Annotated in this window: 17 protein-coding genes, 1 riboswitch and 1 other annotated feature; of the genes, 7 read left to right on the top strand and 10 right to left on the bottom strand. The window is 37.6% G+C overall.

The window, feature by feature from the left end; translation table 11 throughout:
• Positions 1-397: 397 nt before the first annotated feature.
• Entirely contained in the window at positions 398-706 is a 309-nt protein-coding gene (locus tag OSO01_RS16600) for a rhodanese-like domain-containing protein (RefSeq protein ID WP_147211569.1), read from the bottom strand.
• 121 nt (positions 707-827) lie between these two features.
• Here OSO01_RS16600 and OSO01_RS16605 point away from each other — a divergent pair, with 121 nt between their 5' ends.
• Complete coding sequence (locus tag OSO01_RS16605) at positions 828-1,586, top strand: YybI family spore inner coat protein (protein WP_147211570.1); 759 nt, start codon at positions 828-830, stop codon at positions 1,584-1,586.
• Between the two features lie 103 nt (positions 1,587-1,689).
• On the opposite strand, the gene leuS is transcribed toward OSO01_RS16605, so the two are convergent.
• Positions 1,690-4,104, bottom strand: a complete 2,415-nt coding sequence (leuS, locus tag OSO01_RS16610) for a leucine--tRNA ligase (RefSeq protein WP_147211571.1) — start codon at positions 4,102-4,104, stop codon at positions 1,690-1,692.
• A gap of 110 nt (positions 4,105-4,214) precedes the next feature.
• Positions 4,215-4,436, bottom strand: a binding site (T-box leader).
• Between the two features lie 361 nt (positions 4,437-4,797).
• On the opposite strand from leuS, the gene mnmM reads away from it, so the two are divergent.
• Entirely contained in the window at positions 4,798-5,364 is a 567-nt protein-coding gene (mnmM, locus tag OSO01_RS16615) for a tRNA 5-(aminomethyl)-2-thiouridylate-methyltransferase MnmM (protein WP_147211572.1), read from the top strand.
• A 21-nt stretch (positions 5,365-5,385) separates the two neighbouring features.
• Here the strand turns inward: mnmM and OSO01_RS16620 are convergent, their stop codons facing one another.
• Entirely contained in the window at positions 5,386-5,775 is a 390-nt protein-coding gene (locus tag OSO01_RS16620; protein ID WP_147211573.1) for a hypothetical protein, read from the bottom strand.
• 516 nt (positions 5,776-6,291) lie between these two features.
• On the opposite strand from OSO01_RS16620, the gene OSO01_RS16625 reads away from it, so the two are divergent.
• Positions 6,292-6,819, top strand: a complete 528-nt coding sequence (locus OSO01_RS16625) for a gamma carbonic anhydrase (protein ID WP_147211574.1) — start codon at positions 6,292-6,294, stop codon at positions 6,817-6,819.
• 62 nt (positions 6,820-6,881) lie between these two features.
• Here OSO01_RS16625 and metK read toward each other — a convergent pair whose 3' ends face one another.
• On the bottom strand, positions 6,882-8,081 hold the full coding sequence (gene metK, locus OSO01_RS16630) for a methionine adenosyltransferase (protein WP_147211575.1): 1,200 nt from the start codon (positions 8,079-8,081) through the stop codon (positions 6,882-6,884).
• A 178-nt stretch (positions 8,082-8,259) separates the two neighbouring features.
• A riboswitch (SAM riboswitch) is annotated at positions 8,260-8,365 on the bottom strand.
• 182 nt (positions 8,366-8,547) lie between these two features.
• Here metK and pckA point away from each other — a divergent pair.
• The 4 genes from pckA to OSO01_RS16650 all read left to right on the top strand — a co-directional run bounded on the left by pckA (position 8,548) and on the right by OSO01_RS16650 (position 12,896).
• A complete protein-coding gene (gene pckA, locus OSO01_RS16635) occupies positions 8,548-10,134 on the top strand; it encodes a phosphoenolpyruvate carboxykinase (ATP) (RefSeq protein ID WP_147211576.1) in 1,587 nt (528 codons plus the stop codon).
• 172 nt (positions 10,135-10,306) lie between these two features.
• Positions 10,307-11,299, top strand: a complete 993-nt coding sequence (locus OSO01_RS16640; RefSeq protein ID WP_147211577.1) for an ABC transporter substrate-binding protein — start codon at positions 10,307-10,309, stop codon at positions 11,297-11,299.
• A 12-nt stretch (positions 11,300-11,311) separates the two neighbouring features.
• The gene (locus OSO01_RS16645) at positions 11,312-12,118 is read left to right on the top strand and encodes an ABC transporter ATP-binding protein (RefSeq protein ID WP_147211578.1); all 807 of its coding nucleotides are present in this window, start codon (positions 11,312-11,314) and stop codon (positions 12,116-12,118) included.
• Entirely contained in the window at positions 12,105-12,896 is a 792-nt protein-coding gene (locus OSO01_RS16650) for an ABC transporter permease (RefSeq protein WP_147211579.1), read from the top strand. Before OSO01_RS16645 ends, OSO01_RS16650 begins: the two co-directional genes overlap by 14 nt.
• 42 nt (positions 12,897-12,938) lie before the next feature.
• On the opposite strand, the gene ytkD is transcribed toward OSO01_RS16650, so the two are convergent.
• From ytkD to menB, 6 genes are all read right to left on the bottom strand, one after another.
• Positions 12,939-13,409: an RNA deprotection pyrophosphohydrolase gene (gene ytkD, locus OSO01_RS16655; RefSeq protein ID WP_147211580.1), complete on the bottom strand. Its 471-nt coding sequence runs from the start codon at positions 13,407-13,409 to the stop codon at positions 12,939-12,941.
• 30 nt (positions 13,410-13,439) lie between these two features.
• Positions 13,440-13,952 carry a hypothetical protein gene (locus OSO01_RS16660; protein ID WP_147211581.1) on the bottom strand — a complete coding sequence of 171 codons (513 nt, stop codon included), beginning with the start codon at positions 13,950-13,952 and terminating at the stop codon, positions 13,440-13,442.
• 177 nt (positions 13,953-14,129) lie between these two features.
• Positions 14,130-14,444 (bottom strand): hydrolase, encoded by a 315-nt coding sequence (locus tag OSO01_RS16665; protein WP_147211582.1) that lies wholly within the window; start codon positions 14,442-14,444, stop codon positions 14,130-14,132.
• A 181-nt stretch (positions 14,445-14,625) separates the two neighbouring features.
• On the bottom strand, positions 14,626-16,179 hold the full coding sequence (locus OSO01_RS16670; RefSeq protein ID WP_147211583.1) for a mechanosensitive ion channel: 1,554 nt from the start codon (positions 16,177-16,179) through the stop codon (positions 14,626-14,628).
• Between the two features lie 117 nt (positions 16,180-16,296).
• The gene (locus tag OSO01_RS16675; protein ID WP_147211584.1) at positions 16,297-17,733 is read right to left on the bottom strand and encodes an o-succinylbenzoate--CoA ligase; all 1,437 of its coding nucleotides are present in this window, start codon (positions 17,731-17,733) and stop codon (positions 16,297-16,299) included.
• Positions 17,734-17,829: 96 nt separating this feature from the next.
• Complete coding sequence (menB, locus tag OSO01_RS16680; protein ID WP_147211585.1) at positions 17,830-18,648, bottom strand: 1,4-dihydroxy-2-naphthoyl-CoA synthase; 819 nt, start codon at positions 18,646-18,648, stop codon at positions 17,830-17,832.
• Between the last annotated feature and the right edge of the window lie 18 nt (positions 18,649-18,666).

Raw genomic sequence — 18,666 nt, forward strand, 5'->3', positions numbered from 1 at the left:
GTCGCTTTAAAAAAGCGGCCAAATAAATATATCATATATCCAATATCTCGTCAACAACTTTTTATTGAAATCTTTTAAAAAGTATCAACTGAACATTGGATTTTTATTATAGCATTATCGACAAATTAAGTCAACACATGCCCGGTAACTTTCTTCTCGTTAAAACAAACTGCATTTCCTGTCCTTTTTTATACTTCTTCCTCTATAAAAATACATATAATATATCACATTTTGTAAGTACCTTCTGTAAACAGAATGCAGAGCTACAATAACTCTCTTTACTTTAATAAAGAATGTCTTCCTGCATTCAAATTTATTCCGCAGGTTTTTCACTTCCCTGCGGAACATTTTCTTTGGCTAATTATATATAGGCGAACGTTTATGATGAGCTTAGTTATTATTTAATAATAACTTCTCCTTGCCAATTTAACATTCCGCCGCTCATATTCCTCACTTTGAATCCCTGTTCTTGTAAAAAAGCAGCTGCATTATAGCTTCTTCGTCCAGAACGGCAAATCATAATATATTCTTTTTCCTTATCTAAGTCTGCATAGACATCTGTTATATCACCTAAAGGAATGTGAAGTGCATTTTCAATGATTCCTTGTGCTACTTCTTCATCTTCTCTAACATCAATAAGCTGAATATTATCATTCTCTTTTATAGCTTCTACTTCCTCCGGGGAAAGCTCTTTAATATCTTCCATTTTCTCTCATCTCCTTTTATTACATTCTTCTTTATCATATTAAATGGATAGTGAATAGGATTCAACTCGTTTGATTAAACTAAAGCAAAACTTAATCTCTTTAGAAATAGAAGGTGACATAATGGTTTATATCAGTTTATTGTTTTTAACTCTATTTTTTGCTCCGGCAGAAGCGACTCCAAATGACGGAATACTTATCCATACTTACGAAGAGGATGTTACAGGTGATGGAGAAGTAGAACTGTTAGAGTTAAAAGGGAAATTATTTGCTGAAGACGGTGTTTATTATCAAGATATTTGGGTCGATATTTCAAGCCATTCTTCTGATAAAACATGGCGGATTAACTATGGCGGAGGTTATGATCCGGAATTACAATTTGCCGATTTAACACATAATGGCGTAACAGATATTCTTTATCAGAGTCCAACCGGTGGAAGCGGCGGATTGTATACTTCTCAACTGAATCAATGGGAAAAAGATAATTTTATTGAGCTTCCTCTTCCTGTAGAACAACCGGTGAAAGGAGAATTTATGAATGATTTTAAGGTATCCGTTCAGTTACTGCCAAAAGAACCCCCTATCATTTTAGATGTCTCCGGGCAGAAAGAAGAATATATTCGTTTGAAATTATACAATGATCAGGGTCAGCTTTTGGAACCGACAACGCTGATGATTGATCCGGTTGCATTTTTTGAAGTAATTGATTTAGAAGATAAAAATGAGGCAGGCTTAAAAAGTTATCAGCAAATCAGCGGGGCTTATCATGCAGACCGAATTGGAACTGTTGAATCAATTTGGGTTTACGATAAGGACAAGTGGATATTGCTAAAAACTGCTTTACAAACGGACCTCCCTCATATAGATGACTCTGCTAGCTAAAAAATTCATTTTTTCCGTTAAAAAACCGGACTAATCATGTTCTCACGGTAGAACGTTGATTATAGTCCGGTTTCTTATAATATACATTTATTTAATAAAAATATTAATTAGCTACAACATTAACAAGTTTATCTGGAACAACAATTACTTTCCGAATTGTTTTTCCTTCCAACCACTTTTGAACGCTGTCTTCACTTAATGCCATTTTTTCAAGATCATCTTTTGCAGTACCTACTGGAACGCTTAGTTTTGCACGAACTTTCCCCATTACCTGCAGAACTACCTCAACCTCATCTTCAACAAGCTTCGATTCATCATAAGCAGGCCAGCCGGCATAACTAATAGATTCTTCGTTGCCAAGCTTTTGCCAAATCTCTTCACACATATGTGGTGCAACCGGAGAAAGAAGCTTCACAAACCCTTCTGCATAATTTTTGGGAATCGAATCTGCTTTATAGCATTCATTAACAAATACCATCATTTGAGAAATTCCTGTATTAAAGTGAAGGTTCTCAAAGTCTTCTGTTACCTTCTTCACCGTTTCATGATAAACCTTATCCAGCTCTGTTGCGGCATCATCTGTAATTTTATCTGTTAACGAGTTATCGTCATTAATATACAGTCTCCAGACACGGTCCAGGAAACGGCGGGAGCCGTCTAAACCATTTGTTGACCAGGCAACAGATGCATCTAATGGTCCCATGAACATTTCATACAACCTTAATGTATCTGCACCATGAGAAGTAATTATATCATCCGGATTAACTACATTCCCCTTTGATTTACTCATCTTCTCATTACCTTCTCCAAGAATCATCCCTTGGTTAAACAATTTCTGGAAAGGTTCTTTTGTAGAGACAACGCCGATATCATAAAGGAATTTATGCCAAAAACGTGCATATAGAAGGTGAAGTACAGCATGTTCTGCACCACCGATATAAATATCAATCGGAAGCCATTCTTCCAATGCTTTGGGATCAGCAAGCTGTTCTTTATTATGCGGATCAACATAACGAAGGAAGTACCAGCAGCTGCCAGCCCATTGCGGCATTGTATTTGTTTCTCTTCTGCCCTTCATCCCCGTTTCGGAATCTACTACATTCACCCATTCTTCATTCGTAGCAAGTGGAGATTCACCAGTTCCTGATGGTTTAATCTCTGTCATTTCAGGAAGTTCCAGAGGAAGTTCCTCATCCGGCACTGCTGTCATACTGCCATCTTCCCAATGAATAATTGGAATAGGTTCACCCCAATAACGCTGTCTAGCGAAAAGCCAATCACGCAAACGATACGTAATTTTCTTTGTACCTTTTTCATTTTTCTCCAGCCAATCAATCATTTTTGAAATAGCTTCGTCTTTACCCAGACCATCCAGGAACTCTGAATTTACGTGAGAGCCATCTCCGGTATAAGCTTCTTCTTCTATATTTCCGCCAGCAACAACCTCTTTAATTGGAAGTTCAAAAACTTTGGCAAATTCATAATCACGCTCATCATGTGCAGGTACAGCCATAATTGCTCCACTGCCATAACTCATCAATACATAATCTGCTACCCATATCGGCATTTTCTCACCGTTAACAGGATTTACAGCATAGGCACCAGTAAATACACCTGTTTTATCTTTAGCAAGGTCTGTACGCTCTAAATCAGATTTTGTTTGTACTTCATGCAAATAATTTTCCACAGCTTCTTTTTGGTCAGCCGTTGTAATCTTTTTAATAAATGGATGTTCAGGAGCCATTACTGCATATGTTGCTCCGAATAATGTATCTGGACGTGTCGTAAATACAGTAAAGGTTTCATCATGCCCTTCAATAGAAAATGTTACCTCAGCACCTTCTGAACGCCCGATCCAGTTACGTTGCATTTCTTTCAGGCTTTCCGGCCAATCCAGATCTTCCAAATCAGAAAGCAGGCGATCTGCATACGCAGTTATTTTAAGCATCCACTGTTTCATCGGTTTACGGACTACCGGATGCCCTCCTCGTTCACTTTTACCGTCAATTACTTCTTCATTTGCAAGGACGGTTCCAAGAGCCGGACACCAGTTTACAGCCACTTCATCCATATAAGCAAGATCATTTTCATAAAGCTTTTTGAAAATCCATTGTGTCCATTTGTAATAATCAGGATCTGTTGTATTAACTTCTCTATCCCAATCATAGGAAAAACCTAACTCTTTAATCTGTCTCTTAAAGGTTTGAATATTCGCTTCTGTAAACTTCTTAGGACTGTTTCCAGTATCAATTGCATATTGTTCAGCCGGAAGCCCGAATGCATCCCAGCCCATCGGGTGCATGACTTCATAACCCTGCATTCTTTTCATTCTGGCTAAAATATCTGTAGCTGTATATCCTTCCGGGTGTCCAACGTGTAACCCTTGACCGGACGGATAAGGAAACATATCAAGTGCATAAAATTTTTCTTTATTGGAAAATGTATTTGTTTTGAATGTTTTATTTTCATCCCAATATTTTTGCCATTTTTTCTCAATTCCCAAATGTTGAAAGCTCATTGTAATCCTTCCTTTCTTTCATGACTGTTGCATCGTTCAATCACACACGACACTGGTATCTATAACCTAACACCCCTAAAATTAGGTATAAAAAAAGCCACTCATCCCTATGAAGGGACGAGAAGCTGTGATTATTCCCGCGGTACCACCCAAATTAGCGCATCAGCGCTCGCTTGACATCAGTAACGTTGATGAAACGACAGTAACTACTTTATTTTCATTACTGCAAACTAAAAAGGTGAGTTCATATGTTTATCAGTAGCAGTTTTCACCACCCACTGCTTCTCTGGAACTGATACAACCTATTACTGATCCTTTTTCACTGTCTTTAATTTTATGATATTGGAATTATAATGAAATAAACATACCATGTCAAGTTGATAAAAATTTATCTTACCTTTAGTATACACAATTTTATGTATTTGGAAACAGTATATTGAAGAAATTTGGATAAACTTATTTATTTTTCCTTATATAACTAATAAGCATGAACCTGCTTTACTTTGTTATAATAAAAGAAAACTTCATCATTTAAAACCGAACCAAGTTGGAGCGTTACTGAATGCTTGGTTTGCGCTTAAAATTTTTGCTTTCTTTCCATTTTGGGAGCAGAGGTCATATAGTCAACTACACTGTGATAAATGATGATATTTTGAACACTTGAGTCAGAAAAGTACATAAGGAGACAGCTACATGCTATTAAATATTTTAACCTACGCACATACCCTATTAAGAGAAAGTCTTAAAGAAGGAGATATAGCAATTGATGCCACTTGTGGAAACGGTCATGATACATTGTTTTTAAGTCAGACAGTTGGATCTGCAGGCAAGGTTTATGGATTCGATATTCAAGAGCAGGCTATTCAAAAAACGCAAGAAAAGCTTCAAGAAAATGACTGTCATAATGTATCTTTAATTCAAGACAGCCATGAAAAGATTCCTGAATATATTAAAGAAGACATTTTCGGCGGGGCTATTTTCAACCTTGGTTATTTACCAAAAAGTGATAAATCTATTATTACAAAGCCCCATTCTACTCTTGCAGCTATAGAAGCTATATTGGAAAAGCTAAAAACAAAAGGTCTGATTATCTTAGTTATATATTACGGACACTCCGGCGGATTGGAAGAAAAAGAAGCTGTTCTTTCTTACACTTCGCAATTAAATCAAAAAGAGTATCAAGTACTCCAATACAAATTTATTAATCAACAAAATCAGGCTCCATTTTTAATCGCTATCGAAAAAAAGAAACGCTCCTGAATCAGGCGTTTCTTTTGATTATTAAGCAATCCCTAAAAATAATAATCGGAAGAATAAATTTAAGAAATGTCCGGTTGTCATGATAATAAATATAATAAGTGCAATCATGAGAACGCGGCTCCGCAGTGTTTTATATTTCTTCGGATAGGGAATCCAAATATAAGCCGATACAATCATCAGTGGAACTGAATACAAGTATCCGAATACGTAAACCCATTGTTGCAGTGCAGAAATATCGAATAGTTCAGAGTTCTGCAGACTGTTTAACTCCGTAATATACCCAATTGCAAAAATAATCGTTAACAAAATAATATAACTGTACGTTGTTACGCGCAGCCATTTTTGTTCATCACTAATCAGTATATAAACACCAATAAAAAATAAAATTCCTATGACAATTTGAATTAACATGAAAGTACAACCCCATTTTTACCGATAAATCAGTTTTCTCTCTGACAGGCCAAAAGTTCATTTTTAAAGAAATACTTTTACTTTAAATGTTCGCCTGTTTGAATAATATTTTAATCATTGATAGATTAGACCGATTTATACAATTACTTGTCCCAGTAATAACTGAAACAACTGCCGGTTTCCCCATCTCCAAGATTACGAATGGAATAAACCAAGATAGCATTTATCTATTTATTTATCACTATCATTATGTAACCAGCTTATTTATTCTACCATAAAAAGATTCGTATCTGTAGAGGTTATACAGAAATAAATATACATTCAAACTTATTATTCATAAGAAATAAGCGGTTTAGAATATATGCCTATAACTTAAAAAATCGTTTTAAAATGGTGTAAATATAAATGATTACCCTTTCCATAAACAGCTGAAAATCATCTGTTTTTCAGACTTCTTTCCAGAAAATATTTCCTCTGATATACTTTAATCATTATAAATTAGTTGGAGGAATACAGATGATTGAATCTTATAAAGGAATCTCTCCATCTATTGATCCTGCTGCATTCATTGCAAAAAATGCTGTGATTAATGGTGATGTAACAATTGAAGAAGAAGCAAGTATTTGGTTTCATACTGTTATCCGGGGAGATGTCGCCCCTACAAAAATTGGTAAACGGACAAATATACAGGATCTTTCTATGCTGCATCAAAGTCCAAATATGCCGTTAATACTTGAACATGATGTAACAGTAGGTCATCAGGTGACCTTGCATTCAGCAACTATACGCCATCATGCACTTATCGGTATGGGTTCCATTATTTTGGATGGTGCAGAAATTGGAGAGCATGCATTTGTCGGTGCCGGGAGTCTGGTGCCTCCAGGGAAGAAAATACCTCCTAGAACCTTAGCAATGGGCAGGCCTGCTAAGGTAGTCCGTGAATTAACGGATAAGGATTATGAAGAAATGGAACGTATCCGCAAATCCTACGTGGAAAAAGGACAATATTATTTAAGAGAAACATCAATGGGGATGGATAAATAGCATCACTACCATCTTGATTGCATGTAAAAAATGTCAGGCATCCTCAGATACCTGACATTTTTTTATTTAGCAGTTAAAGCTTTTAATTCTTCCACTTTATCTGTTTTTTCCCACGGGAATGTAATATCTGTGCGGCCAAAATGACCATAAGCAGCGGTATTTTTAAAGATTGGTCTTCTCAAATCCAGCATACGGATAATACCTGCCGGACGTAAATCGAATAACTCGCGCACTGCTTCCACTAATTTTTCTTCACTGACGAGCCCTGTGCCAAATGTATTAATCGAAATAGAGACCGGCTGTGCTACACCAATAGCATAGGCTAATTGAACTTCACAGGAATCAGCCAGACCTGCAGCAACGATATTTTTAGCAACATAGCGTGCAGCATAAGCAGCAGAACGGTCCACTTTCGTTGCATCTTTCCCGCTAAAGGCTCCACCGCCATGTCTTGCATAGCCTCCATATGTGTCAACAATGATTTTTCTTCCTGTTAAGCCGACATCCCCTTGTGGTCCGCCTAATACAAAACGGCCAGTCGGATTAATGAAGTATTTTGTCTTATCATCCAGTAATTCACTTGGTACAACAGCTTCTACAACATGTTTAATAATATCCGCTTCTATTTGTTCATTTGTTATATCTGGATGATGCTGTGTAGAAACAACAATAGTATCTACACGTAACGGCTGATCATTTTCATCATACTCCACCGTTACCTGAGTCTTTCCATCAGGACGCAGGTAATCCACAATTTTCTCTTTACGGACATCTGCTAATCTTCTGGATAAACGATGAGCCAAAGAGATTGGCAGAGGCATAAGCTCTTCTGTTTCATTGCAGGCAAACCCAAACATCAAGCCCTGGTCTCCAGCTCCTATTGCTTCAATTTCCTCTTCAATTTCCTGTCCCCGCCTTGCTTCTAACGCTATATCCACACCTCCAGCAATATCAGGAGACTGCTCATCAATAGCAGTTAACACTGCACAAGTTTCAGAATCAAAACCATATTTTGCTCGGGTGTATCCAATATTCTTTACTGTTTCACGTACAATTGCAGGAATATCTACATACGTACTTGTAGAAATCTCTCCGGCAACTAAAACAATTCCAGTTGTAACAGTTGTTTCACACGCTACTCTCGCATTTGGATCCTTCGAAAGAATCTCATCCAGAATAGCATCAGAAATTTGGTCAGACATCTTATCCGGATGCCCTTCAGTAACTGACTCAGAAGTAAATAAACGACGATTTGCAGCCATAAGGCTAACTCCCCTTTTCCTTGTATGTTACGGAACTCTGTTTCAATGTAAATCTATCATTCCACCCAATGTGGTTTCATTTTTTATGCAAACTTTTAATATATTTAAAAAGTCTCCTAAAAACAAAAAAACCTCTCCTTCAAAATACATGAGGAAAGGGAAACATATTGGCCTTTCGCTCTTATTGTTCAAGGAATGATCCTTGCATCAGGTTAGCACCTTTCACATTATGTGAGGTTGCTGGGCTTCATCGGGTCTGTCCCTCCACCATCTCTGAATAAGAGTATCCGTTCAATAATTAGATTAACGAAACAAGCCTCTCCTGTCAACCCAATTACCCTATGTAGCATAAAAAATATTTTTTCATAAAGTAGTATGGACTATTATATTTAATGTGTTATACTAATAAACATATTTTAAGGATAAAATGAATTCTACACCATTAAAAGGAGTGAATAATTGTCTTATGAAAATATTGCGGAGAAGTATTCTGGAGGAGTTCACTTCAACAAATATTTACAGCAACTATTCTGTAGGCCAACTTATTGAAAAAATTATCAATCGTGATGAAGCGAAATTGACAGCTACTGGTGCTATCCGTGCTACCACTGGAAAATATACAGGACGTTCTCCAGAAGATAAATTTATTGTAAAAGATGCCTTATCAGCAGATAAAGTAGACTGGGGAAATGTCAATCAGCCAATTGATGAGGATACCTTCAATCAGCTGCTTGACAAAGTGATTGCATATTTAGATAACAAAGAAGAAATTTTTCATCTCCAGGCCTATGCCGGTGCAGATGAAAAGTATAAACTGCCTATTCAAGTTATTAATGAATATGCTTGGCACAATTTATTTGCAAGACAATTATTTATTCCTAATGAAAAAGAGATGGAGCAATTGCACGAAGCTGATTTTACAGTAATCTCTGCTCCCGGTTTCAAAGCCAATCCTGAAGCAGACGGTACAAATTCAGAAGCATTTGTTTTAATTTCTTTTGAACAGCGCATTGTACTTATTGGAGGAACAGAATATGCAGGAGAGATAAAAAAATCAATCTTCTCTGTAGTTAATTTCCTTCTGCCTGAGCAAGATGTCCTGTCCATGCATTGCTCCTCCAATGTAGGAGAAGAAGGCGATGTAGCTTTATTTTTCGGATTATCCGGAACTGGAAAAACTACACTCTCAGCAGATGTTGACAGACGATTAATCGGAGATGACGAACATGGATGGAGTGAAGATGGCGTATTCAATATTGAAGGTGGCTGCTATGCAAAATGCATCAATTTATCGGCAGAAAAAGAGCCGCAAATTTTTGATGCTATCCGCTATGGATCTGTTTTAGAAAATGTAGTATTAGATGAAGATACGCGGGTCCCTGACTATGATGATACTTCTTTAACCGAAAACACACGTGCTGCTTATCCATTAGAAAATATTGATAATAGCCTAGAGCCTAGTGTCGCTGGACATCCAAATACCATTATATTCTTGACAGCGGATGCATCAGGAACCTTACCGCCAATCAGTAAACTGACAAAAGAACAGGCAATGTATCATTTCCTGAGTGGATACACCAGTAAGCTGGCTGGAACAGAACGTGGTGTGACAAAGCCTGTTGCAACATTCTCAGCATGCTTCGGTTCTCCATTTTTACCGTTAAATCCGTCAGTATATGCAGAAATGCTTGGAGAAAAAATTGATAAATTTAATGCCAATGTATTTCTTATTAACACAGGCTGGACTGGTGGTGCTTACGGGGTTGGAAACAGAATGAAGCTCTCCTATACCCGGGCAATGGTCCATTCAGCTTTAATTGGTGAACTGAATAACGTGGAAACAACAATAGATGAAATTTTTGGATTAGCCATTCCAAAATCGATTCCAGGTGTTCCAGATGAAGTTCTTGTTCCTAAAAATGCTTGGGAGGATAAAGAAAGCTATGAAACAGAAGCAAAGGTACTGGCTGGCAAATTCCATATGAATTTCGAGAAATTCACAGAAGTAAGTGAAAACATAAGAAAAGCTGGACCACTTTATAAATTAGTATAATCATCTCCTCTATAAAAGGGTAAACTCATTATCTTGAGTTTACCCTTTTTCACTTTTCCTCTCCCTGTAATTATCCGCAGCCTATTTATCCTAATTTATAGGCGTTCACACAATCATCCCGCCAATCATATATTTATAGAAGATGTTCAAGATCAGTTTTTGAGAAAGGAAGATGAAAGTGAGAAAACTTTCCTGTTTCATTTTATTAATAAGCTCTCTTCTTCTAATTAGTGCTTGTAATCAAAATAAAGTGACTAAAATAGATCTTGCGGAAGTAACTCGTTCTATTTTTTATGCACCGCAATATGTCGCTTTAGAAAAAGGCTTTTTTGAAGAAGAGGGGCTGGAGGTGGATTTACAAACAACTTGGGGTGGAGATACAACGATGACAGCACTTTTGTCTGACAGTGCTGATATTGCTCTTGTTGGTTCCGAAACATCTATCTATGTCTATGCTCAGGATTCCAGAGACTATGCTGTGAACTTCGCCCAGTTAACCCAAACGGACGGCACATTTTTAGTAGCCAAAGAAGCAGATGAAGACTTTAATTGGGAGGATTTACGGGACAGCAATTTTCTCGGACAGCGTGTTGGCGGGATGCCGCAAATGGTTGGAGAATATGTCTTGAAGCAGCATGATATTAATCCCCATGAAGATTTAGATTTAGTTCAAAATATTGACTTCGCTAATATTCCAGGTGCTTTTGCCAGTGGTGATTATGAATACGTTCAATTATTTGAACCTACAGCAAGTATTTTTGAAGCAAATGGTCAGGGACACATTATTGCTTCCTTCGGCGAAGAATCTGGTCAGGTCCCATATACCGTCTTCATGGCAAAGGAAAGCTTTTTAGATGAAGAGGAGGAAACTGTTAAAGCATTCACCAGGGCAATTTATAAGGCTCAACAATGGGTGCAGGAGACAGACTCATTAGAAATTGCCAAGGTAGTAGAGCCTTATTTTGAGGATACAGATGTAGAAATGCTCGCAAATGCAATCGAGCGTTATAAACAGCAAGGCTCCTATGCTACATCTCCACTGCTTGAAGAAGCTGCCTGGGAAAATCTGAAAAGCATTATGGATGAGGCCGGTGAACTCCCTGGAGATGCTCCATATGAAGATCTTGTTAACACTGATTATGCTGAGCAAATTATTGAAGAATAAAGGAGGGTAAAGATGTCTTATCTAACATTAGATGGAGTATCTCATTATTACTTCTCCAAAAAGCAGTACACAGAATCATTGCATAATATTTCTTTCTCTGTTAAGAGGAATGAATTTGTTGCTTTACTCGGCCCAAGCGGCTGTGGAAAATCAACATTGCTTTCGATGATTTCTGGAATGCTCCAGCCTGCTGAAGGTGAGATTTTAATAAATAATGAAAAAATAGAGATTAGCGATTTAGAAATTGGCTATATGCTGCAGCAGGATTATTTATTTCCATGGAAAACCATTATAGATAATGTACTCTTAGGACCCCAGATTAGAAAAAGACAGACAAGTGACTTAAAACAAAGAGCAATAGCTCTCCTGGAGGAAGTTGGACTCGAAAATGTGGCTGATAAATATCCAAGTGAATTGTCCGGCGGGATGCGGCAGCGAGCTGCTTTAATAAGAACGCTTATCACGGAGCCGGAAATTCTATTGCTGGATGAACCTTTTTCTGCACTCGATTTTCAGACAAAATTAAAACTGGAAGTATTGGTATCCGATTTACTTAAAGCTTATCAAAAAACGGCTATACTGGTAACACATGATATTGGAGAAGCAATTTCTATGAGCGACCGGATTATTTTAATGTCCTCGAACCCTGGTGCTATTGCTAAAATATACGATGTACCTGTTGAATTAAGGGATGAATCTCCTTTTCTCGCAAGGAAACATCCTAAATATGGACGGCTGTTTGACAAAATCTGGGCTGACCTAGACCAGCAGAAGCATACGGTAAAACCGATAGAGGAGAATGCTTATGAACGGTCCTAAGTTATTTGCAGCTTATCAGCAAAAGTTAAAAAAAGAAGCAAAAATTGTACTGACCTGGCAGCTCTCCATTCTGATTCTTTTTTTCGCCTTTTGGGAAGTAGCCAGCAGATTGTATTGGATTGATCCGCTTTTATTCAGCTCTCCCAGTCGTGTATTCAGCTCTATATGGAGCAGACTTATACAAGGTTCTTTACTAGGCCATATTCAGATTACACTGCTCGAAACCATACTCGGCTTTTTAATAGGTACTATTGCCGGAATCATCATAGCTTCCATGCTTTGGAGTTTTCATCGTTTTTCAAAAGTCATGGATCCTTATCTGGTTGTCTTTAATGCTATGCCAAAGGTTGCACTTGGACCAATACTTATTGTAGCTCTCGGTCCTGGCTATTTATCAATTATTGCGATGGGGTTTATTATTTCTGTTATTGTCACAACCCTTGTCGTGTTTGCAGCTTTCAATGAGGTTGATCAAAATTATTTAAAAGTATTAAGGAGCTTTGATGCAACAAAATGGCAATGCTTTAAAGAAGCTGTCTTTCCCGCTTCCTTACCCGCCATTATCTCCACATTAAAAGTAAACGTCGGGCTTTCCTGGGTAGGGGTTATTGTCGGAGAATATCTAGTTTCCAAACAAGGTTTAGGATATTTAATTATTTACGGTTTTCAGGTGTTTGATTTTACACTCGTTATGTCCAGCCTGGTCATTATCGCTATCCTTGCTGCAATTATGTACAAAACTGTAGAGAAAATTGAGCAATTACTGATAAGAAAATAATCTTCTAAAGTAAAAAGCAGACAGCTAAGTGCTGTCTGCTTTTTACACATATGTTTTTTTAATCCGGAGCATGCAGGATTCTAACACTGCATCCTTCATAATAAAACTATAATTTGATTTTCTTTTTACATTCGCCGGTACCTCTCTAAGTAATACCGGCCCGTTTGTTTCATAATAGGTGGGCTGCGGCGTAAGTTCATCTATTTCCGCAAAGTAGACGTTCTTAATCACTGTTTCGTATCGCCCGTCCACCTTATACTGACCAATGTAGTGGAGCTTTTTTACTGTCGCTCCTGTTTCCTCCATTACTTCCCGGATAGCTGCTTGTCCGGCTGTTTCCCCAGGTTCTACCTTTCCACCAGGAAACTCTATTCCTCTTTCCTTATGATCTGTTAACAGCCATTTATCTTTATATCGGCAGATGATCCATACATGCTTTGGATTTTTTGAAAATGGATGATCTAAAAAAGATAATTGTACCTTATTATTGTAATAATCTTTAAAAACGTTCACTTCTTCCACTACTTTCCCACGGTGGTGTCATCACTTATAGCTTATATCTTGGATTTTCCAGCCGTTTTGAAGTGTCATCTCCACTACAAGAGTGTAACTTCCTACCATGTCATTTTCATTTTCCTGTACCAGTCGTACGGAATGATTAGATGTATTAATCATATCATATTCATTTTCTTCTTGAAACCATGGCATTGTTTCTGTCGGAAATACATAAACGCCATCTGCTTCTACCCGAAAATAATAATCGACAAACTGCTCAGCTAATTCTGTTGTTAGATATGCTTCAAAGGCCTCCGTCAGTTCCTGTTCTGTCGCATAGTCCTTCAATTTATAAGAATCATCTGCATCCTGCTTCAGGGTATCTAATAATCCATTCATTACACGAATAATTTCTTCTTTATCAGGTTGTGTTTCTTCTGCCTCTGCAGCAGGTATATCAATTTGATTCTCACCTTGTACAGTAACTTCTCTTGGCGCAGTAATAGAGAAAATAATTGCTATCATTACGGTAAAACAAAGAATTAAAGCGAGTTTTCTCATAGTTAGCACTCCCTGTGGATATCTATGTTTTAATATAATTTTAAAAATCCGGTTCCTCTGAAAGTTAAAAGTCATTTTTAAAATTTTATCTAATATACTGTACCTTTTTATTATACCATCTAAACATTCCTATCATAAAGCACTGTTTTACTTGGTGCTTATTCTCCTTTATAATAATTATTTTCCATCTAATATACCCATAGTTCGGATATGGTTCTTTGTCTGTTCATCTCCTAGATCATACAACGTTTGGTACACGTCCGACATGGTTTCATCATATACATCGTTGGCTGTATCCAGATGATATGGAATAAAAGGAATATGCGAACGTTTATAGGTATCAAAACTTGCTTCATGCATCCCTTCAAATTTTCTGCGCAGCATTAACACCTCATCCGTAGTCGCATAAATAACAAAGTCGTCATTTCCCTGATACGGGATCCGTGAAATTTCTCCTTGTCCGATACTGATAAAATATTTTTGTTTATCCATTTTAATCACCTCCCGTTTATATTCTCCTCAAAAAATAAAAATAAACGAAATATATAAGTTGAAATAAAAGTTTTACCTTCTAGCATTCGCTTCAGAAATACATAAATAAATGATTTCAATTAATCCACTAAAGGAAAAAGCGCATATACCCATTTGAGTACATACGCTTTTTTCGTTTCTATTATTGATAATCTCGACTGTCAGGATTATCTTGATTTTGCTGCTCCTGATTAATGGAAGTACTATCGATGGTTCTGTCAAATTTCTGCAAGTATTTTGCGGCGAAATCTTTTCCTCCCAAACCGAACGCAAGACCAAATGCTAATGCCAATGCAGCAAGAAGTAAAATAAAGGCACTGTTAACGATTGTTGATGCAATACCTAACTGTGAAACCGCCATAAAGGCTGCAAGAATTAAAATACTATACTTCGCAAAACCTGCAAGTGCAGCCGATGCCGGACCATTTAACAGATGCAACAGTAGTTTCTGCACGATGGAAGCAAGTAATAAGGCAACTCCTAAAATAAGCACTGCTGCCAGTACATTCGGCAGATAAGCGGTAATTGCTGTTGCTATTCCTACTAAGAAATCCAGCTGTATCAGATATAGAGCCTGCACAGTTAAGAAGAAAATAATTAAAATCTGTACAACGTATCCGGCAATATAAGATGGTGTCCATTTAGTCTGAACCCCTGCTCTGTTATTGCTAATAGTAGAAACAAATCGATTAAACCCTAATTTAGCAAGATAATCTCCGGCAAATTCTCCAATCAGCTTACCTAACCAGATTCCGACCAATATTAAACCAATTGCAATTAAAATATTCGGCAGCATCTGTACGACGTTGTGCAGCATACCAATTGCCGGTTCTGTGATTCCTGCCAGCTCTAATTGCTCTAAAGCAGAGATGGAGATTGGAATCAAAATTAGAATGAAGACAATGTTTCCGACAAATTTTGCAAAAGATGTTCCTTCAAATAAATTGGACAGCTTTAATTTTTTTATCCATTTTTCTGTACCTGCTGCTTCTAATAAATTCGTCACAATACTGCGGACAATCTTTCCGACAAACCATCCTACTGCAAAAATAAGTACTGCTGCAGCCAGTTTAGGAATAAAGTTTAAAACAGAAGCCAATAAACCGCTGAAAGGTTCAGCTACGCCCTGAATATTTAAAGCCTGCAATACTCCAGGAATAAATAAGAGTAAAATTAGATAGAATGCAAATTTACCGACTGTTTCTGTTGTTTTTCGAATTCCTTCTTCAGAATCTGCAATTCCTAATTTTGTAAATAAACGCTGAATACGTAATTTTCTGCTTCCCTGGACAATAAGCCACTGTACAATTGTTGCAATTACCCAAGCCAGCAGTAATATTAACGCTGCCTTAATCACTGCCGGGATAAAGTTTAAGAACGTTGAAATCAAATCCGATAATGGATTGGCAATCATAGACAGATTAAGGATATTTAAGAATAAGATTAAAGCAACAATCAGCAGTATGTAATAAACTACTTTTGCAATAATCTTTTCCGACTTCACCGGTTCCCCTTTTAACCGGAACCGGTTAAATAGTTTGTCATCCCAGTTCTTTTTCTTTAACGCTTTTTCTACCGTATTGCTTACCAGTTTAGCAATTAACCATACGATAAGAAAGACAATAAGCGCTATAACTACATTTTGGAGCCCCGTCCAAAAATTTGCTGCAAAATAATCATTCATAAAGTTTTCCATAGATTTATGCTCCCTTCTAAACAGTATATTTAGCGCTTCCCTCCATCAAAAAGAACAAAACCTATGTTATGAAATTGTAATAAAACAGCAAAGAACATGCTCCAAATTGTCATGTATTTAGAGATATTTCTTTAATGCTTGGCGAACCAGTTTATTTGCTGCATTTCTCGGCAGCTGGTCAACAAAATAGACCTCCCTGGGCTGCTTGTAACGTGCTAATTTATTTCTTAAAAATAAGTTTATATCTCTAATTTCTATTTCTCTGTCAGTTACAATAAACGCGATTGGAACTTCTCCCCACTCCATATCTTCTCTCCCGGTTACTCCTGCTTCACGAATCCCATCTATCTGCAGTAATACATTCTCAATTTCTGAGGGGTAAATATTCTCACCGCCGGAAATAATTAAATCGCTGCGGCGGTCCACAACATATAAAAAACCTTCCTCATCGAGGTAGCCCACATCTCCTGTTGCCAGCCAGCCATTATCAAAAGATTTTTTATTTGCTTCCTCCCTGTTGTAATAACCATGTGTTACCATTGGGCCCTTCACAAGAATTTCTCCTGCCTCATTTAGGCCTTGTCCCTGGATTTTTAATTGTGCCGGAAATAATGGTTTACCAGCAGAACCAATTTTACGCAATGCATCTCCCGGGCTTAATGTCACAATTTGCGAAGCCGTTTCCGTCATCCCATAGGATTGAAATACAGGAATCTGTTTTTCTTTTGTCTGTAAAAGCAAAGATTCTGGAGCAGGGCCTCCTCCGAGCAGCATACAGCGGAAAGATTCTGGATAGCTTGCTTCTCCAAGATGTCTTATCAGGTGCTGAAGCATCACTGTTACCACAGATGCCATAGTGACCTGCTTATTCATAATAGCATCATGAACATCCTTAACAACGAATTTTTCCAGTAAATAAATAGGCATGCCATAAATAATCCCCTTCAGCATTGTAGACAAACCGCTCACATGAAAAAGAGGCAGGGGGATCAGCCATTTATCATCTTTGTGTATTCCAAAATTCAGACCAGAGCTTGTTGCGCTCCACCAATGATTTTCATATGTATGCTGGACAGCCTTTGGAAACCCGGATGTACCTGATGTATACATCATTGTAAATACATTGGACAGTTCTATTTCTTCTAACAACTGCACTTCCTTCGAAGCTTCCAGCTGCTCAAGCCCTTCAAATGTCAGCTGCTTTATTTCTCTTAAATCAGCTTCCTCAGCTTCTGTAATCAGAATAGTAACCTCAGCATCCAGCATCTGCTGCTTTCTCTCATAAGCTGTTAACCGTTTATTTAATAACACCACAACTACACCTAAATAGCTGCATGCGTGAATCATCTCCATCATTTCAATACTATTTCCCGAGAGAATAGCAACGTGATCTCCTTTTTTGATATTAGCGGATGCAAGCTGTCTTGCTTTTATCCTGCTATTTTCAGCAAGGCTGCTAAAGGTCACTTTTGTTCCATCCCTAAGTTCTACCGCTACTTCATTTGGAGATAAATCGGCTTGTTTATCAAGCCAATGGGGAATAACTGTACTCATTTTTCTTCCTCCATCGTTATTATTGTCTTCTGTGTATTCCTTCCTCTTGCAAAAAGAAACCTTTGCGTTATCTGCGAAGGTTTCTTAAATACAAGCTTAAGGGAATCTAGGGAACTGCTTGAAGTCCGGCTTTCTTTTTTCTTTAAAAGCATCTCTTCCCTCTTTCGCTTCATCCGTAGTGTAGTAAAGAAGCGTTGCATCTCCGCCCAGCTGTTGTAAACCTGCCAAGCCGTCTGTATCTGCATTAAAGGATGCTTTCAAGAAGCGTAATGCCATTGGTGATTTTTCTAAAATTTCCTCACACCATTGTAATGTTTCTTCTTCCAGCTTTTCTAAAGGTACAACTGTATTTACCAAGCCCATCTCATATGCTTCTTCTGCATTATATTGACGGCATAGGTACCAAATTTCACGCGCACGTTTATGTCCTACTAATCGAGCTAAGTAACCTGCGCCATAACCAGCATCAAAGCTTCCTACTTTTGGTCCAGTTTGTCCAAAGATTGCATTGTCAGCTGCAATGGTTAAATCACAGACAACATGAAGCACATGGCCACCGCCAATTGCATAACCGGATACCATAGCAATAACTGGCTTTGGAATTGTACGGATTAAACGCTGCAGGTCAAGTACATTCAAACGTGGAACTTCATCGCCGCCGACATAGCCTCCATGCCCACGCACTGACTGGTCTCCACCAGAACAGAATGCTTTATCTCCTTCTCCGGCTAAAACAATCACACCAATAGAAGAATCATCTCTGGCTTCCGTAAAAGCATCAATCATTTCTTTTACAGTATTAGGAGTAAATGCATTACGTTTTTCAGGACGATTAATCGTTACCTTTGCAACTCCGTTATATTTTTCATAAATAATTTCTTCATAGTTCTTTACTTTTTGCCATTCAACTGACATGTTAATGACTCCTTTCAA

This window comes from Oceanobacillus sojae (assembly GCF_007991515.1).
Classification (GTDB): Bacteria; Bacillota; Bacilli; order Bacillales; family Amphibacillaceae; genus Oceanobacillus; species Oceanobacillus sojae.

Excerpts from the sequence above, each read along its gene's own strand:
- OSO01_RS16675 (WP_147211584.1), bottom strand. The coding sequence starts at position 17,733 with ATGAGTACAGTTATTCCCCATTGGCTTGATAAACAAGCCGATTTATCT.
- OSO01_RS16665 (WP_147211582.1), bottom strand. The coding sequence starts at position 14,444 with ATGGATAAACAAAAATATTTTATCAGTATCGGACAAGGAGAAATTTCA.
- OSO01_RS16670 (WP_147211583.1), bottom strand. The coding sequence starts at position 16,179 with ATGGAAAACTTTATGAATGATTATTTTGCAGCAAATTTTTGGACGGGG.
- leuS (WP_147211571.1), bottom strand. The coding sequence starts at position 4,104 with ATGAGCTTTCAACATTTGGGAATTGAGAAAAAATGGCAAAAATATTGG.
- OSO01_RS16600 (WP_147211569.1), bottom strand. The coding sequence starts at position 706 with ATGGAAGATATTAAAGAGCTTTCCCCGGAGGAAGTAGAAGCTATAAAA.
- metK (WP_147211575.1), bottom strand. The coding sequence starts at position 8,081 with ATGGCTGCAAATCGTCGTTTATTTACTTCTGAGTCAGTTACTGAAGGG.
- OSO01_RS16640 (WP_147211577.1), top strand. The coding sequence starts at position 10,307 with ATGAAAGTGAGAAAACTTTCCTGTTTCATTTTATTAATAAGCTCTCTT.
- mnmM (WP_147211572.1), top strand. The coding sequence starts at position 4,798 with ATGCTATTAAATATTTTAACCTACGCACATACCCTATTAAGAGAAAGT.
- OSO01_RS16605 (WP_147211570.1), top strand. The coding sequence starts at position 828 with ATGGTTTATATCAGTTTATTGTTTTTAACTCTATTTTTTGCTCCGGCA.
- OSO01_RS16660 (WP_147211581.1), bottom strand. The coding sequence starts at position 13,952 with ATGAGAAAACTCGCTTTAATTCTTTGTTTTACCGTAATGATAGCAATT.
- OSO01_RS16650 (WP_147211579.1), top strand. The coding sequence starts at position 12,105 with ATGAACGGTCCTAAGTTATTTGCAGCTTATCAGCAAAAGTTAAAAAAA.
- OSO01_RS16625 (WP_147211574.1), top strand. The coding sequence starts at position 6,292 with ATGATTGAATCTTATAAAGGAATCTCTCCATCTATTGATCCTGCTGCA.
- OSO01_RS16620 (WP_147211573.1), bottom strand. The coding sequence starts at position 5,775 with ATGTTAATTCAAATTGTCATAGGAATTTTATTTTTTATTGGTGTTTAT.
- menB (WP_147211585.1), bottom strand. The coding sequence starts at position 18,648 with ATGTCAGTTGAATGGCAAAAAGTAAAGAACTATGAAGAAATTATTTAT.
- pckA (WP_147211576.1), top strand. The coding sequence starts at position 8,548 with ATGAAAATATTGCGGAGAAGTATTCTGGAGGAGTTCACTTCAACAAAT.
- OSO01_RS16645 (WP_147211578.1), top strand. The coding sequence starts at position 11,312 with ATGTCTTATCTAACATTAGATGGAGTATCTCATTATTACTTCTCCAAA.